We start from the raw sequence: 14,949 nt of genomic DNA, 5'->3' as shown, positions 1-14,949 counted from the left end.
ACAGATCGGCGGGACAGGCGTCAGGCCTTCGGGGTCACCTTCGTCAGACCGTTGATGATGCGGTCCATCGCGTCGCCGCCCGTGGGATCGGTCAGGTTCGCCAGCAGCTTCAGGGTGAACTTCATCAGGATCGGGTGGGTCAGACCGCGCTGGGTGGCGATCTGCATGACCTTCGGGTTGCCGATGAGCTTCACGAAGGCGCGGCCGAGGTTGTAGTAGCCGCCGTAGGTGTCCTTGAGGACCTGCGGGTAGCGCTGGAGGGCGATCTCGCGCTGGGCGGGCGTGGCCCGCGCGTGGGCCTGCACGATGACGTCGGCGGCGATCTGGCCGGACTCCATGGCGTAGGCGATGCCCTCGCCGTTGAAGGGGTTCACCAGGCCGCCGGCGTCGCCGACGAGCAGCAGGCCGCGGGTGTAGTGGGGCTTGCGGTTGAAGGCCATGGGCAGGGCGGCGCCGCGAATCGGGCCGGTCATGTTCTCGGGCGTGTAGCCCCAGTCCTCGGGCATGGAGGCGCACCAGGCCTTGAGGATCTCGCGCCAGTCCAGCTCCTTGAACGCGGCGGAGGTGTTGAGCACGCCGAGGCCGACGTTGGAGGTGCCGTCGCCCATGCCGAAGATCCAGCCGTAGCCGGGCAGCAGCCGGTCCTGAGGGCCGCGCCGGTCCCACAGCTCCAGCCAGGACTCCAGGTAGTCGTCGTCGTGGCGGGGCGAGGTGAAGTACGTGCGCACCGCGACGCCCATCGGGCGGTCCTCGCGCCGGTGCAGGCCCATCGCGAGGGACAGCCGGGTGGAGTTGCCGTCGGCGGCGACGACCAGCGGCGCGTGGAAGGCGGCCTCCCGCTTCTCCTCGCCGACCTTGGCCGTGACACCGGTGATCCGGCCGGTGCGCTCGTCCACGATCGGGCCGGAGACGTTGCACCGCTCGTACAGCCGCGCGCCCGCCTTCTGGGCGTTGCGGGCCAGGATCTCGTCGAAGTCGTCGCGCTTGCGGACGAGTCCGTAGTTCGGATAGGCGGCGAGATCCGGCCAGTCGAGCTGGAGGCGGGAGCCGCCGCCGATGATGCGCAGGCCCTTGTTGCGCAGCCAGCCCGCCTCCTCGGAGATGTCGATGCCCATGGCGACGAGCTGCTTGACGGCACGGGGGGTCAGGCCGTCACCGCACACCTTCTCGCGCGGGAACTCGGTCTTCTCCAGGAGCAGTACGTCGAGACCGGCCTTCGCCAGGTGGTACGCGGTCGCGGAGCCGGCTGGCCCCGCGCCCACGACGATCACATCGGCGGTGTGGTCGGAGAGGGGCTCGGTCACGGCGGGATCTCCCCAAGGTTCGAAATCTGCGTGCCGACGGGCACTGGACATGGGCAGTCTATTCAGCGGAACAGATCACCCGGCTGAAGGGCTGCCCTGTGAACCGATCTCTCCCCGCTCTGCGGCTGCGCGTTCCCACCCACGAGGACGCGCCGGCCTGGCACCGCCTCTTCGCCGACCCCGAGGTGATGGAGTTCCACGGCGGCAGGCCCGCCGCGCTGTCGGTGTACGAGGAACTCACCGCGCGCCAGCGGCGGCACGACGCGGAACTCGGCTTCTGCCTGTGGACGGTCCTGGACGAGTCCGGCGAGGTCCTCGGCTTCACCGGCGCCCAGCCCTGGCGGCCGTCCTGGGGACCGGTGGGCGCCACGGAGATCGGGTGGCGGCTCGGCCGGGCGTACTGGGGCAAGGGGTACGCCACCGCGGCCGCGCGCGAGACCCTTCAGCGGGTACGGGCGGCGGGGGTGCCGGAGGTGGTGGCGATGGTGCGGCCGGGCAACGCGCGCTCCATCGCGGTGACCCGGCGCCTGGGCATGCGCCCGGCGGAGACCTACCCGCACCCCACGCTGGACGAGGAGGCGCTGTGCTTCCGGCTGGCCCTCGACTCCCCCACTGCTGACGCGGCGTAATCGTCTGTCACAGAATGCCAGCGGCTCCTTCCGGCCGTACCGCGCCGGGGCTACCCTGCCAGTACCGCTGGGGGTGACATCTGTGCACTCGACACCCGAAACACCCGACGTGCGTGTGCCACGGCTGGTCGGTCTGATGGCCGTGGACGCACGCGAGACCGCGCGGGCCAGGGGCCTGTTCCTGGCCGCGCCGGACCGCCCGGACTTCCACCGCACGGTGGTCGACCACGTCGTACGCCAGTACCCGGGGCCCGGCGCGGAGGTGCCGGCCCGGTCGCTGGTGTACGTGTGGTTCGACTTCGCCGAGGGCGAGGGCGGCGGGGGCGTCCGTGAACCACGCCTGCCCGGGCCGCCGGCGGGCGGACTCCAGCGGGAACAGGGGGAACCGGGGGACGCGTTCGAGGTGATCGGCCGGTGACCGGCCCGGGGCTCAGTCCTTGAAGCCCCGGTGCAGCGCGACCACACCGCCCGTGAGGTTGCGCCAGGCGACCCGGGACCAGCCGGCCTCGCGCAGCCGTGCGGCGAGGCCCGGCTGGTCGGGCCAGGCGCGGATGGACTCGGCGAGGTAGACGTACGCGTCCGGGTTCGAGGACACCGCGCGGGCGACCGGGGGCAGGGCGCGCATCAGGTACTCGGTGTAGACGGTCCGGAAGGGCGTCCAGGTCGGGTGCGAGAACTCGCAGATCACCACGCGTCCGCCGGGCCGGGTCACCCGGTACATCTCCCGCAGCGCCGCGTCCGTGTCCTGCACGTTGCGCAGGCCGAAGGAGATGGTGACGGCGTCGAAGGTGTCGTCCTTGAACGGCAGCCTCGTCGCGTCGCCTGCCGTGAACGGCATCCAGGTGTGGCGCTTCTTGCCGACCTGGAGCATGCCGAGCGAGAAGTCGCAGGGCACGACGTACGCGCCGGTGCGGGCGAAGGGGAGGGAGGAGGTGGCGGTGCCGGCGGCGAGGTCCAGGACCTTCTGCGCGGGGCGCGCGTCGACGGCGGCGGCTACCTCCTTGCGCCAGCGGCGGTCCTGCCCCAGGGAGAGCACGTCGTTGGTCAGGTCGTACCGTTCCGCCACGTTGTCGAACATCGAGGCGACTTCGTGCGGCTGCTTGTCCAGGGATGCGCGGGTCACCCGGCCATTGTCGCAGCAGGGCCCCGCAGGACTTCTCCGGGTCGGGGAGCCGGTGCGCCGGGCACCGCGCGGCTCACCGACGGCGGTACAGCAGCCGGCCGCCGACGACCGTCGCCACGCACGTCGAGGCGCCCCGCTCGGCCAGTTCCGCCTCGTCCGCCACGTCGAAGACGGCGAAGCACGCGGCGCTGCCGGTCTCACGGGCCGGGGGCGTCCGGGGCGGCAGCCCGGAGGCGAAGGGGTCCAGCGAGGGCACCCCGCCCGGACGTCCCCGCCGTTCGACCACGTCCAGCCCGGTGCGCCGTACCGCGTCCCGGACCGCCCGGTTGCGCAGCGGGTCGCACGCCGCCGCGACCGTGCCGTGCGCCAGCATCCGCTGCACACCGCGCCGGGCGCTGCCGCCCCAGCGCACGTCGTCCGGTGCGAGCGCGGCGAGCGCGGCGCCCGTCAGCGGCTCGGTGCCGAGGGTGTCGGCCTCCCGGGGATCGGGGTGGTACGCCTCCTCAAGCAGCTCGGTGCCGTGCAGATTGACGAAACCGGGCGTGAGGATGCCGGGCCAGCGGCGCACCCGCGCCCGCGGATACCCGCCGGCCAGCTCCGCCACGTCCCCCGTGCCCACGATGACCGCGCCCTCGACGGCGAGCGCGGACCCCCTGGAGTCGGCGTGGATCGTCAGCACGGCGGGCTCAGTTGGCGGAGAGCAGCTTCAGCTCGGGGTGGGCGGTGCCGCCCTCGATGGCCGTGGAGGAGATGTGGGAGACGACGCGGTCGTCCACCGGGTCGTTCGCCGGGTCGTCGTGCACGACGAGGTGCTCGTACGTCGTGGCCCGCTGCGCCGGCACCCGGCCCGCCTTGCGGATGAGGTCGATGATCTCCAGCCGGTTGGAGCGGTGCTTCGCGCCGGCCGAGGACACCACGTTCTCCTCCAGCATGATCGAGCCGAGGTCGTCCGCGCCGTAGTGCAGGGACAGCTGGCCGACCTCCTTGCCCGTGGTGAGCCAGGAGCCCTGGATGTGCCGGACGTTGTCGAGGAACAGCCGGGCGATGGCGATCATCCGCAGGTACTCGAAGATCGTCGCCTGGGTACGGCCCTTGAGGTGGTTGTTCTCCGGCTGGTACGTGTACGGGATGAACGCGCGGAAGCCGCCCGTGCGGTCCTGGACGTCGCGGATCATCCGCAGGTGCTCGATGCGCTCGGCGTTGGTCTCGCCGGTGCCCATCAGCATGGTGGAGGTGGACTCGACGCCCAGCTTGTGGGCGGTCTCCATGATCTCCAGCCAGCGCTCGCCGCTCTCCTTGAGCGGGGCGATGGCCTTGCGGGGCCGCTCGGGCAGCAGCTCGGCACCGGCGCCCGCGAAGGAGTCGAGGCCGGCCTCGTGGATGCGGGTGATGGCCTCCTCGACCGACACGCCGCTGATCCGGGCCATGTGCTCGACCTCGGACGCGCCCAGCGAGTGGATCACCAGCTGGGGGAAGGCGTCCTTGATGGCCTTGAAGTGCTTCTCGTAGTACTCGACGCCGTAGTCCGGGTGGTGGCCGCCCTGGAACATGATCTGGGTGCCGCCCAGCTCGACGGTCTCCGCGCAGCGGCGCAGGATGTCGTCGAGGTCGCGGGTCCAGCCCTTCTCCTTGTCCTTGGGGGCCGCGTAGAAGGCACAGAACTTGCACGCCGTGACACACACGTTCGTGTAGTTGATGTTGCGCTCGATGATGTACGTCGCGATGTGCTCGACACCGGCGTACTCGCGGCGGCGCACGGCGTCGGCGGCGGCGCCCAGCGCGTGCAGGGGGGCGTCGCGGTAGAGCGCGACGGCCTCTTCCGGGGTGATCCGCCCACCGGCGGCGGCACGGTCGAGGACGGACTGGAGGTCGGCCTTCTCGGTCACCGGGGGCTTCCCTTTCTGCAGGGGCGAGGACGGACCGGACCAGCCTACGCCAGCGCCGCATACCCGCCGATCAGCACCCCGACCAGCGCCCCGCCCAGCAGGAACGGCCCGAACGGGACCAGCGACTTGCGCCCGGCGCGCCGCGCGACGACGAGCGCACCGCCGTACAGGGCGCCGAGCACGAACCCCGCGAACGTGCCGAGCAGCACCACGGACCAGCCGTACCACCCGAGGACGGCCCCCGCCGCGAGCGCCAGCTTCACGTCCCCGAAGCCCATGCCGGCCGGGTTCACCAGGTGCAGCACGGCGTAACCGGCCGCGAGCGCGAGGGACGCGCCGAGCGCGGTGGGCCAGTGGCCGTGGTGGCCGGGCAGGAGCGAGGCGAGTCCGAGCAGGGCGAGCGCGGCGGCGGCGAGGGGCAGCGTCAGCACGTCGGGCAGCCGGCGCACCCGGACGTCGACCACCCCGAGCAGCACCCCCGCCGGGGCCAGCAGCAGCCAGACCCCCGCCTCGGGCCGGGGGCCGGTCGCGGCCGCGAGGGCGGCGCAGACCAGGGCGGTGACGGCGGGCAGGAGGGGGCCGGTGGCGGACGCGCAGCGCGGGCAGACCGTGCGGCCCAGCCAGCCCCGGAGCGGATGGCCCTCGGCGCAGTGGGCGCGCCGGGGTTCGCCCGCCGGTACGGCGAGACGGTGTGCCGCGCGGGGCAGCAGGGCGCCCGCGAGCGCGCCCCACAGCAGGGCGCCGAGCACCAGGGCCCCGGTCACCCGCCGACCTTGGACAGACGGGACGTCGGGTGGCCGTCCGCCGCGCTGTCGGAGGTGTAGGTGAGGTCGTCGCCGGCCGGGGTCAGTTCGATCCGGTGGCGGGCGGGGTCGCAGCCGGCGTGGTTGCCCTGCGCGCCCACCGAGGTGACGAGGAGCCGGCCGGCGGTGACCTTCTCGAGGGTGAGCAGGTCGGTGCAGACGGCGCCGACGGTGTCGGTCCGGCGCAGCTTCCCCAACGGCTGCCCGGGCGCGGCCTGGTGGACGGTGAGCCGGAAGGTGCCCAGGGGCGGGGTGCCGCCGAGGCCCCGCAGGTCCCCGCTCAGCGGGCCCAGTTCGGGGGCCTCGTGGACGACCTTGTAGAGGAGCGCGGCGGAGGAGTCGCCCGGGAACGGGGACCGCCCCGTCGCGGCGTACGTGAGGACCGCGCCCAGGGAGAAGACGTCCGCCGCGCCGGTGACGGTCTTGCCGAGGATCTGCTCCGGGGACATGTAGCCCGGCGAGCCGACGGAGGCGCCGGTGGCGGTGAGGGAGGCGGTGCCGTCCGTGGCGCGGGCGATGCCGAAGTCGATCAGCAGGGGGCCGTCCAGGGTGAGCAGCACGTTGGACGGCTTGACGTCCCGGTGCACCAGGCCCAGGGCGTGGACGGCGGTCAGCGCCTCGGCGAGGCCCGCGGCCAGCGCCCGTACCGTGTGCTCGGGCAGCGGCCCGGTCTCGGTGACGGCCGCGGCGAGGGAGGGACCGGCCGCGTAGGCGGTGGCGACCCAGGGCACCGGGGCGTCGGGGTCCGCGTCCAGCACGGGCGCGGTCCAGGCCCCGCCGACCCGGCGGGCGGCCGCCACCTCGCGCCGGAAGCGGGCCCGGAACTCCTCGTCCAGCGCGAGGTGCGGATGCACGATCTTGACCGCGACGGTGCGGCCCCCCGCGCTGCGCCCGAGGTAGAGCCGCCCCATGCCACCGGCCCCGAGCCGCCCGATCAGCCGGTACGGCCCCACGGCCGCCGGCTCGTCCCCGGCGAGCGCCCGCACCCCCGGCCCGCCGGCCCCGAACCCGCCGGCCGTGCCGCCGGGCGCGGACGGGCCGCCGAACCCGGGGTGGCCGACCGGGCCGCCGGCCCCCTCCACCGGGCCACCGGGGACGGGCCGGTCCACGGGGCCACCAGGGCCGAAGCGGGCCGCGCCCGGTCCGGAGCGCGCGTCGGGGCCGCCGGGCGGGCCGCCGTCCCCGGAGCGATCCGGCCCATCGCCCCGCGCCGGGCCGTCATCACCCGGCTCGCCGGGCGTGTCCTGGTCGTGTCCGCCCGTGTGCTCCGGCCGCATGGCGGTCCCCCTCCCCGTTCACCATGCGCAGCGTAGTGACTACGGCCGGAGCAGATCCACCTTCACATCGGCGGGGAAGCCGGTCGTCGGGCCCACCCGGCGGGCGAACTCGGAGACGGCCGCCAGCTGGGGGGCGCCGAAGCTGAAGTCGAGGGTGGTGAAGTACCGGGCGAGGGTCGCCGCGTCGAAGGCCTCCCAGTGGGCCGCCTGCTCGGCGACCTTGTCGACCTCCTCCAGGGACAGCGCCTTGGACTCCAGGAAGGCCTGGTGGACCTGGCGGGTGATGCGCGGCTCCCGCTCCAGGTAGTCGCGCCGGGCCGCCCACACCGCGAAGACGAACGGCAGGCCGGTCCACTCCTTCCACAGCGCGCCCAGGTCGTGCACGTCGAGGCCGTAGCGCGGGCCGTCGTGCAGGTTGGCGCGCAGGGCCGCGTCCCCGATGAGGACGGCGGCGTCCGCCTCCCGCATCATCAGGCCGAGGTCCGGCGGGCAGGTGTAGTACTCGGGCTGGACGCCGTAGCGCTCGGCGAGGAGGAGCTGCGCGAGCCGGACCGAGGTGCGGGAGGTCGAGCCGAGGGCCACCTTCGCGCCGTCCAGCCGGTCCAGCGGGACCTGCGAGACGATCACGCAGGACATCACCGGGCCGTCGCAGCCCACGGCGATGTCCGGGAAGGCGACCAGGTCGTCCGCGTTCTTCAGGAACTCGACCAGGGTCACCGGTCCGACGTCGAGATCACCCCGCACCAGCTGCTCGCTGAGCTTCTCCGGGGTGTCCTTGGTCAGCTCGAAGTCGAGGAGGGTGCCGGTTCTCGCGAGCCCCCAGTAGAGGGGCAGGCAGTTCAGGAACTGGATGTGGCCGACGCGCGGCCGGGTGCGAGAATTGTCCACATCGCGGGACTCTAGACCCCGCCTGGTACGGTGCAGAGACCGGCCCCTCCGTCAAACGGGTTACCGAGTTCAAACATCCGGGTGAAGTGATCTTGCCCTCTATTGCTTTCGGCTGCCCGCGTGCTAGGCTCGCCGCAAGTTGCAGTTTGGTTTCCCTTGCAGTACAGAGCCTGCGGAGCATGTGACCGCGGGCTCTCGTCGTTTTCAGACGTATGCAGTGGTGCAGCACGGTTTCGCACTTGCAGGTTCTGGAGCAGGGCAACCCTTTTGAGCCCAAGGAGGGCTTATGGCTACCGGAACCGTTAAGTGGTTCAACGCCGAAAAGGGCTTTGGCTTCATCGCCCAGGAGGGCGGCGGCCCCGACGTCTTCGTTCACTACTCCGCGATCAACGCCACCGGCTTCCGCTCCCTCGAGGAGAACCAGCAGGTGACCTTCGACGTGACGCAGGGCCCGAAGGGCCCGCAGGCGGAGAACGTCACCCCCGCCTGATCACTGCCTGATCGCAGAACCTGAGAGCAGTACCCAAGGAGCCCCACGCCGCTCGCCGGCGACGGGGCTCCTGCCTTTTCCGGGCACCGGCGGCCGCCAATTCCGGATGAACTCCGGACGAATTCCATCCGTCCGGACACCGCTATTCGTTCATGAACCCGTGGCGCGGATCATGCGCCGCGCGGGGAACCGTTTGCCCCGCTGTCGGTTCCGGCCACTACCTTCCATGCGCATGACCGAAACCCGGGACTTCCTGACCGACACCCGCACCTTCTACGACACCGTCGCCGAGGACTACGCCGAGCACTTCCGCGACCCGCTCGCCGGCATGCCGCTGGAGCGGGCCCTGCTCGCCGCGTTCGCCGAGGAGGTGGGGCCGGGCGGCCGGGTGGCCGACCTCGGCTGCGGGCCCGGCGAGGTCACCGCGCACCTCGCCGCCCTGGGCCTGGACGCCTTCGGCCTCGACCTCTCCGCGTCCATGCTCGCCGTGGCCCGCCGCGACCATCCCGGCCTGCGCTTCGAGCAGGGCTCCATGCTGGACCTCCCGTTCCCCGACGGCTCCCTCGCCGGGGCGCTCTCCTGGTACTCCTCCATCCACACCCCGGACGAGCGGCTCTTGGACCTGTTCGCCGAGCTGTACCGGGTCCTCGCCCCCGGCGGGCAGCTGCTGGTGGCGTTCCAGGTCGGCCGGGACTCCCTGCGCCTGGAGAAGCCCTGGGACCACGCGGTCACGCTGGACTTCCGGCGGCGGCTCCCCGAGGACATGGCGCGGCTGCTGGCGGACGCCGGGTTCCGGCTCGCCTCCCGGACCGTGCGCGAGCCCGACGGGCGGCTCGGCAAGGGTGTCGCCCAGGTCCCGCAGGCCTTCCTGTGGGTCGTCAAACCCGGCTGACACCCACCCTGAACTGCGAGAACAATAAGGAGTACCGACGTCCTACCCGCACCCGGTACCCAGCGGGGACGGCTTGGGGACCGGCGGCCTCGAACATCGGTCGTGGCGTCGGGGAGGGCCCGGCGACCGGAACACGATCCGTCTCATTCTGGGGGTCATCATGCGTGCCATCACTCTGCGTACGAAGACTGTTCTGGCCGCTCTCGCCGGTGCGGGCATCCTCGCCCTCGGTACCGCCGCCGCCGTCCCCGCCACCGGCCTGCACCAGGCCCTGGTGCACGGCAACAGCAGCCACTCCCGCTCCGTCCTGGCCGACGACCGTGGCCCGGGCCTCGTCCACTCCTGACCGCCCGTCCGCCGCAGCGGACGCCCACGGCACCCGTCGAACACCCCGTACGCACCGCACACGAGCACGCCGACGGCACCGGCCGGGTCACACCCACCGGTGCCGTCGCCTTGTCCCCGGCACCACAAAAACGCCGGGGAACGCCGGGGAACGCCGGGGAACGGGAACGCCCGGGGCCGGCCCTACAGCCGCCGCCCCTCCTCCGTGACCCCCATCGCGTCGTACAGCGCCGTCGCCTGCGCGTGATGGCGCTGCGCCGTCTTCTCGTCGTCGAGCGCCTGCGCCGCCTCCGCCATCCCGTGCAGGGCGTGCGCGATCTCGATGCGGTACCCGTGCCGGGAGGCCAGCTCGTGGGCCTGGCCGTGCAGCTCCATCGCCCGCTCGGGGGCGCCGCTGCGCAGATGGACGAGCCCGACCACGTTGGAGACGGTCGCCTGCCGCAGCGCCGTGCCCTCGGCGGAGACCAGGTCCAGGGCGCGCTCGGCGTGCTCGGCGGCGGAGCGGACATCGCCGAGGCGCTGGCAGACCCGGGCCCAGTGGGCGAGGACGACGGCGACGTTGGCGGGCTTGCGGGACTCGTCGCACAGCTCCAGGGCCTGGGCGAGGCAGGCGCGGGCCCGCTCGTCCTCGCCGGTGCCGAGGTGGGCGAGGGCCAGGAAGGTCAGGGAGTGGATCTCGTTGCTGCGCTCGCCGAGGCGCCGGTTCAGCTCGGTGGCGCGGGCCGCGTTGCGGGCTCCCTCGGCGTAGTGGCCGGTCCAGATCTGCACGGTGGACAGGTTGACCAGCGCCTGCGCCTCCATCCGGGACAGCCCCAGCTCCCGGTGCAGGGCGATGCCCTGGTCCAGGTAGGCGCGGGCCTGTTCGAAGTTGCCGAGGGAGCCGTGCAGCAGGCCGAGCACGTCCAGGCACATGGCCTCGGAGCGCGGGTCGGCGCCGCCGGACAGCTCCAGGCCCTCCTGGGCGGTGGTGATGCCGTCCTGGAAGTCGCCGAGCCACCAGTGGGCGACGGCCAGGTTGCACAGGCTGATGCCGAGCAGCGCGGGGTCGTCCAGCTGGCGGCAGGCGGCGACGCCGATCCGGCCGACCACCCGGAACTCCTCGTAGCGTCCGCGCAGGTCGAGGTAGAAGAGCAGGTTGCGGGCGAGCAGCGCGGCCGGGCGGTGCAGGCCCTGGGTACCGGCCTGGGCGACCACCGCGAGCAGCGCCTCGTACTCGCGGTCGAACCAGCGCAGCGCCTGTTCGCCGTCGTCCAGCCGGGGCAGGTCGGGCACCGCGGCGGGGGCGTCGCCGTAGCGGCTGCGGCCGGGGAAGAGGGTGTCGCAGGCCCGGTCGGTGGCCTGGATGTAGTAGGAGACCAGCCGCTCGCCGGCGGCCTCCTCGTCGTCCTCCACCTCGCGCACGCTCAGCGCGTACGTGCGCACCAGGTCGTGGAAGCCGTACAGGCCCGCCTCGTGCTGTTCCAGCAGGTGGGCGTCGAGCAGGCCCTCCAGGATGTCCTCCGCGTCGCGGCCGTCGGTGCCGAGCAGGGCGGCGGCGGAGTGCACGTCGATGGCGCTGCCGGGGTGCAGCCCGAGCAGCCGGAACGCGCCGCGCTGGTCCTCGTCCATGGCCTGGTACGACAGGCGCAGCGTGGCCTCGACGCTCCGCTCCCCCGCGCTGAGTTCGCGCAGCCGCCGGGTCTCGTCGGCGAGCCGGTCGACCAGGTACTGCACGGTCCAGCGCGGCCGGTTGCGCAGCCGTGCGGTGGTGATGCGCAGGGCGAGCGGCAGGCCGCCGCACAGCCGGGCGAGCTGGTCCACGGCCCGGGGTTCGGCGGCGGTGCGGCCGGTGCCGAGCATCCGGGTGAGCAGGGTGGTGCTGTCGCCCGCGGAGAGCAGCCCGAGGGAGAGCCATTCGGAGCCGTCGAGGTCGAGCATGCGGACCCGGCTGGTGAGGATGGCGAGGCAGTCCTCGGAGGCGGGCAGCAGGGGCCGGACCTGGGCGGCGTCGGCAGCGTTGTCGAGCAGCAGGAGCAGCTTGCGCTGGGCGGAGACGGTGCGCCAGAAGGTGGTACGGCGCTCCAGGTCGTCCGGTATTCGGTCGTCCGGTATGCCCAGCGTGTGGAGTAAGGAGAGCAGCACGGCCCCCGGCTCCTGGGCCTTCTCGCCGGGGCTGAAGCCGCGCAGGTCCACGAAGAGCTGCCCGTCGGGGTAGTCGGGGGCGAGCAGGTGGGCGGCGTGCACGGCGAGCGCGGTCTTGCCGCTGCCGCCCATGCCGTCGACGCCGACGATCCGGGCGCCGCCCCCGGCCGGGGCGCGGCCCACGGTGACCAGCCGGGCCAGCTCGTCGTCGCGGCCGGTGAAGTCGGGCAGGTCGTAGGGGAGGGTGCAGGGCGCGGGCTCGGTGCCGGAGGGCTGGGTGGCGTACGGCGCGGGGACCAGCAGCGCGGCCCGGTCGGCCACCGACTGCGGCAGCCGGGGGGCCACTTCGGGGCTGTCGCGCAGGATCGCCTCGTACAGCCGGGTGAGTTCGGCGCCGGGGTCGATGCCCAGCTCCTCCACCAGCAGGTCGCGCACCCGGCCGAACTCCTCCAGCGCCTCGGCCTGCCGTCCGGCCCGGTACAGCGCCAGCATCAGCCGGCCGCGCAGGGTCTCCCGCAGCGGGTGCGCGGTGACCAGCTCGCGCAGCGGGCCGACCAGTTCGCCGGACTGCCCCAGTTCAAGCTGGAGTTCGAAATACTGCTCGGCGACCGCCATGTGGCGCTCCTCCAGCGCCGCCGAGGCCGCGCTGATCACCGAGCCGCCCGCGCCCGCCATCACCGGGCCGCGCCACAGGTCGAGACAGGCCCGCAGATGCCCGACGGCATCCTCGGGCCGCCCGGCCGCCACCGCCTGCCGGGCCTGTCTGGACCACTCGGTGAACTCGTGCAGGTCCAGTTGGTGTTCGCCGAGCATGGCCCGGTAGCCGGCCCCGTCGGTGACGATCAGCGCCGCGCCGTCCGGGATGCGGGTGCGCAGCGCCGCGACGCACTTGCGGATCTGATGACTCGCCGTCTGGGGTGGCTCGTCGTCCCAGGCCGCGGCGACCAGCCGGGTCATCGGCACCATGCGGCCGGGTTCGAGGAGCAGGGTGACCAGAACTCGTTCCTGGGTCGGACTGCCGAGCCGCAACCGGCGCTCGCCGCACCAGCCTTCCAGCGAGCCGAGGATGTTGAAGCGCACGACAGGACGACCGGATGCCGCCGATTCCACGAACCCGTCCCCTCCGCCCCGCCGCGCCGCCCGGCCCGAGTTGTTCGGGTCCACCCTAGGTTGTACCCGAACGAGCAACACGGAGGAGGCGTTTCCGGCTACCTGGGGTCTTCCTCGGTCCTGGCGAACAGGCTAACCACCTCAAGCGATCTGGAGGAGGGTGGAACGCGCATCACCGACCAGAGCGGGATCATGACGGAGTATCGCGCTCTCCACCCGGCGCAGGGCGGGCGAGGGCTGGATGCCGAGTTCCTCGTCGAGCTGGCGGCGCATCCGGCGGTACACGTCGAGGGCGTCGGCCTGCCGTCCCGAGCAGTACAGGGCGATCATCAACTGCTCGCAGAAACGTTCGCGCAGTGGGTGGTTGGCGTGGGCCTCGGCCAGCTCGGCGAGGACGGCCGCATGCCGTCCGAGCCGCAGTTCCGCGTCGAAACGCAGCTCCATGGCCCGCATCCGGTACTCCTCGTAGCGGGCCCCGGCCAGCTGGCAGAGGGTGCCTCCGGGGAACCCTCCGAAGACCGGTCCGCGCCACAGCGAGAGGGCTCCCCGGAGCATCCGGGCGGTGCCTTCCGCGTCGTACGGCGAGCACGATTCCGCTTCGCGTACGGTCCGTACGAACTCGGCCGCGTCCAGTTCGCCCTCCTCCACGGTGAGCCGGTATCCGGAGGGATGAATCGTCACTCGAGATACCGGACGCCCCGGTTCCAGGGCTTTCAGCTTCCGTCGCAGCCGGCTCACATGCGCCTGGAGGGCGTTGGCCTGATTGTCGGGAACGGCCTCACCCCACATCTCCTCGACCAGCCCCTCACCGGACACCGGCTGTCCCTCGCTGACCAACAGCGTCTGCACGAGGGTGCGTTGCAGGTCGCCGGAGATCTCCGCAGGGCCGGACACGGTACGGACCTGCAGTGCCCCGAGAATCGAGAACTTCAGCATCCTGACTCCGCCTCCTGTTGACGTCGCTGGCGTCGTCGTCCTTCTTCCGGCGACGTATCAACAATGGAGCCGGCCTCTACCGTTTCGTTACCGATCCGGTCCCGGCCCCCGGATCAGCTCGCCTCCCCCGCGACCAGCGCACTCAGTGAGGTCACCCGCTGTGCCGCGCCTTCCGGGGAGTCCGCGTGCACCACGAAGTGCCCGGGGCCGCGGGACCCGGACGCCGACACGACCCGCACATCCGGAACCACTCCCACCTCCCCGGCGCCCTGCCGCCAGGGCCGGCTCAGTTCGGCCGCGGCGGCGAACCGGCACGGGCGCGCGGCCTCCACGAGCTTTCCGGCCAGCACCCGTACGGCTCCGGCGGCCAGGTCGAAGCCCCCGGCCACCTTGAGCAGTTCGGGCACCGGATCGTCCGCGAGACCGGCCCGGCACCCGGTGATCACCGGCCCCTGCCGGGTCAGCGTGACCCCGGTGTGCGCCGGACCGTACTGGTATCCGGTCAGGTCCAGCAGCGCGGTCACCACGGCCCGTACCTCCGCCGCGGTGTCCTCCGTCAGGGGGGCCGGGTGGAGCAGGCCGTAGGGCATGCGCGCGGTGATCCCCACGGTCTGGTGCATGCCGTGCACGCTGAGCGTCTCCACGGTCAGCCGGGGCGCGCCGGACACCGCTCCGGCGTCCGGCGACAGCCGGTTGTCCCGTACCAGCCGCTGGACGGCCTCGGGGTCGGCCAGCAGCCGCAGGGCGCGGGCGGGGTTGACGAACAGTCCGGCCGCCGCGGCCTCCTTCAGGAGGGGCCGCAGCACGGACTCGTCGTGCGCCTCGACCCGGGCCGAGCGCACTTGTACGCCGGCCCGGTGCGCCTCGCTCAGGAGGCGCGGATCCGGGTTCAGCAGGAAGATCCGGCTGACGTCGTTGTCTTCTTTCATACCTCTGCTCGGATGACGAAGTCGGCGAGGGTGGAAAGGCAGGCTACGAGCGGGCGTTACCGATCCGGTCCCGGACGGTTCCCCGGCATTTGGTTGCGAGCGGAACGTCCCGTACGGTACCGGGTCCGCTGCCGCGCGGGCCCGCCAATCGCTCACCTTGCCGCGACTCGGGCAACCGAGAGGAAGGCGGCCCAGGTGGCGGGGGCGACGGTGAGG

Annotated in this window: 15 protein-coding genes; 5 read left to right on the top strand and 10 right to left on the bottom strand. The window is 72.8% G+C overall.

The window, feature by feature from the left end; genetic code table 11:
* Nucleotides 1-20: 20 nt before the first annotated feature.
* Complete coding sequence (locus FRZ03_RS22885) at nucleotides 21-1,355, bottom strand: geranylgeranyl reductase family protein (protein ID WP_146467026.1); 1,335 nt, start codon at nucleotides 1,353-1,355, stop codon at nucleotides 21-23.
* A gap of 47 nt (nucleotides 1,356-1,402) precedes the next feature.
* Between FRZ03_RS22885 and FRZ03_RS22880 the strand changes: the two genes are divergently transcribed.
* Entirely contained in the window at nucleotides 1,403-1,933 is a 531-nt protein-coding gene (locus FRZ03_RS22880) for a GNAT family N-acetyltransferase (protein ID WP_146467025.1), read from the top strand.
* A 109-nt stretch (nucleotides 1,934-2,042) separates the two neighbouring features.
* A complete protein-coding gene (locus tag FRZ03_RS22875; RefSeq protein WP_146467024.1) occupies nucleotides 2,043-2,351 on the top strand; it encodes a PASTA domain-containing protein in 309 nt (102 codons plus the stop codon).
* A 12-nt stretch (nucleotides 2,352-2,363) separates the two neighbouring features.
* Here the strand turns inward: FRZ03_RS22875 and FRZ03_RS22870 are convergent, their stop codons facing one another.
* From FRZ03_RS22870 to FRZ03_RS22840, 6 genes are all read right to left on the bottom strand, one after another.
* On the bottom strand, nucleotides 2,364-3,056 hold the full coding sequence (locus FRZ03_RS22870; protein ID WP_146467023.1) for a demethylmenaquinone methyltransferase: 693 nt from the start codon (nucleotides 3,054-3,056) through the stop codon (nucleotides 2,364-2,366).
* Nucleotides 3,057-3,129: 73 nt separating this feature from the next.
* On the bottom strand, nucleotides 3,130-3,735 hold the full coding sequence (locus tag FRZ03_RS22865; protein ID WP_146467022.1) for a hypothetical protein: 606 nt from the start codon (nucleotides 3,733-3,735) through the stop codon (nucleotides 3,130-3,132).
* A 7-nt stretch (nucleotides 3,736-3,742) separates the two neighbouring features.
* A complete protein-coding gene (gene mqnC, locus FRZ03_RS22860; protein ID WP_146467021.1) occupies nucleotides 3,743-4,942 on the bottom strand; it encodes a cyclic dehypoxanthinyl futalosine synthase in 1,200 nt (399 codons plus the stop codon).
* Between the two features lie 44 nt (nucleotides 4,943-4,986).
* On the bottom strand, nucleotides 4,987-5,706 hold the full coding sequence (locus tag FRZ03_RS22855) for a prepilin peptidase (RefSeq protein ID WP_146467020.1): 720 nt from the start codon (nucleotides 5,704-5,706) through the stop codon (nucleotides 4,987-4,989).
* Nucleotides 5,703-6,731, bottom strand: coding sequence for a serine/threonine-protein kinase (locus FRZ03_RS22850; protein ID WP_146467073.1), 1,029 nt, complete (start codon nucleotides 6,729-6,731; stop codon nucleotides 5,703-5,705). The genes FRZ03_RS22855 and FRZ03_RS22850 overlap by 4 nt, the downstream gene beginning before the upstream one ends.
* A 330-nt stretch (nucleotides 6,732-7,061) precedes the next feature.
* Nucleotides 7,062-7,910 (bottom strand): menaquinone biosynthetic enzyme MqnA/MqnD family protein, encoded by an 849-nt coding sequence (locus FRZ03_RS22840; RefSeq protein ID WP_146467019.1) that lies wholly within the window; start codon nucleotides 7,908-7,910, stop codon nucleotides 7,062-7,064.
* 286 nt (nucleotides 7,911-8,196) lie between these two features.
* Between FRZ03_RS22840 and FRZ03_RS22835 the strand changes: the two genes are divergently transcribed.
* The 3 genes from FRZ03_RS22835 (at nucleotide 8,197) to FRZ03_RS22825 (ending at nucleotide 9,638) form a co-directional block, all read left to right on the top strand.
* A complete protein-coding gene (locus tag FRZ03_RS22835) occupies nucleotides 8,197-8,400 on the top strand; it encodes a cold-shock protein (RefSeq protein WP_006133199.1) in 204 nt (67 codons plus the stop codon).
* Nucleotides 8,401-8,632: 232 nt separating this feature from the next.
* Nucleotides 8,633-9,292, top strand: coding sequence for a class I SAM-dependent methyltransferase (locus FRZ03_RS22830; RefSeq protein ID WP_146467018.1), 660 nt, complete (start codon nucleotides 8,633-8,635; stop codon nucleotides 9,290-9,292).
* 160 nt (nucleotides 9,293-9,452) lie between these two features.
* The gene (locus FRZ03_RS22825; RefSeq protein ID WP_146467017.1) at nucleotides 9,453-9,638 is read left to right on the top strand and encodes a hypothetical protein; all 186 of its coding nucleotides are present in this window, start codon (nucleotides 9,453-9,455) and stop codon (nucleotides 9,636-9,638) included.
* A 182-nt stretch (nucleotides 9,639-9,820) separates the two neighbouring features.
* Here FRZ03_RS22825 and FRZ03_RS22820 read toward each other — a convergent pair whose 3' ends face one another.
* The 3 genes from FRZ03_RS22820 to FRZ03_RS22810 form a co-directional block, all read right to left on the bottom strand.
* A complete protein-coding gene (locus FRZ03_RS22820) occupies nucleotides 9,821-12,838 on the bottom strand; it encodes an AfsR/SARP family transcriptional regulator (protein WP_146467016.1) in 3,018 nt (1,005 codons plus the stop codon).
* 171 nt (nucleotides 12,839-13,009) lie between these two features.
* Complete coding sequence (locus FRZ03_RS22815; protein ID WP_146467015.1) at nucleotides 13,010-13,804, bottom strand: AfsR/SARP family transcriptional regulator; 795 nt, start codon at nucleotides 13,802-13,804, stop codon at nucleotides 13,010-13,012.
* Between the two features lie 113 nt (nucleotides 13,805-13,917).
* The gene (locus tag FRZ03_RS22810) at nucleotides 13,918-14,733 is read right to left on the bottom strand and encodes an ATP-grasp domain-containing protein (protein WP_146467014.1); all 816 of its coding nucleotides are present in this window, start codon (nucleotides 14,731-14,733) and stop codon (nucleotides 13,918-13,920) included.
* Between the last annotated feature and the right edge of the window lie 216 nt (nucleotides 14,734-14,949).

It is taken from the genome of Streptomyces misionensis (assembly GCF_007896895.1).
GTDB lineage: Bacteria > Actinomycetota > Actinomycetes > Streptomycetales > Streptomycetaceae > Streptomyces > Streptomyces misionensis_A.
Note: the sequence above shows the minus strand (reverse complement) of the source record. Positions and strands in the feature narration are given on the sequence as shown.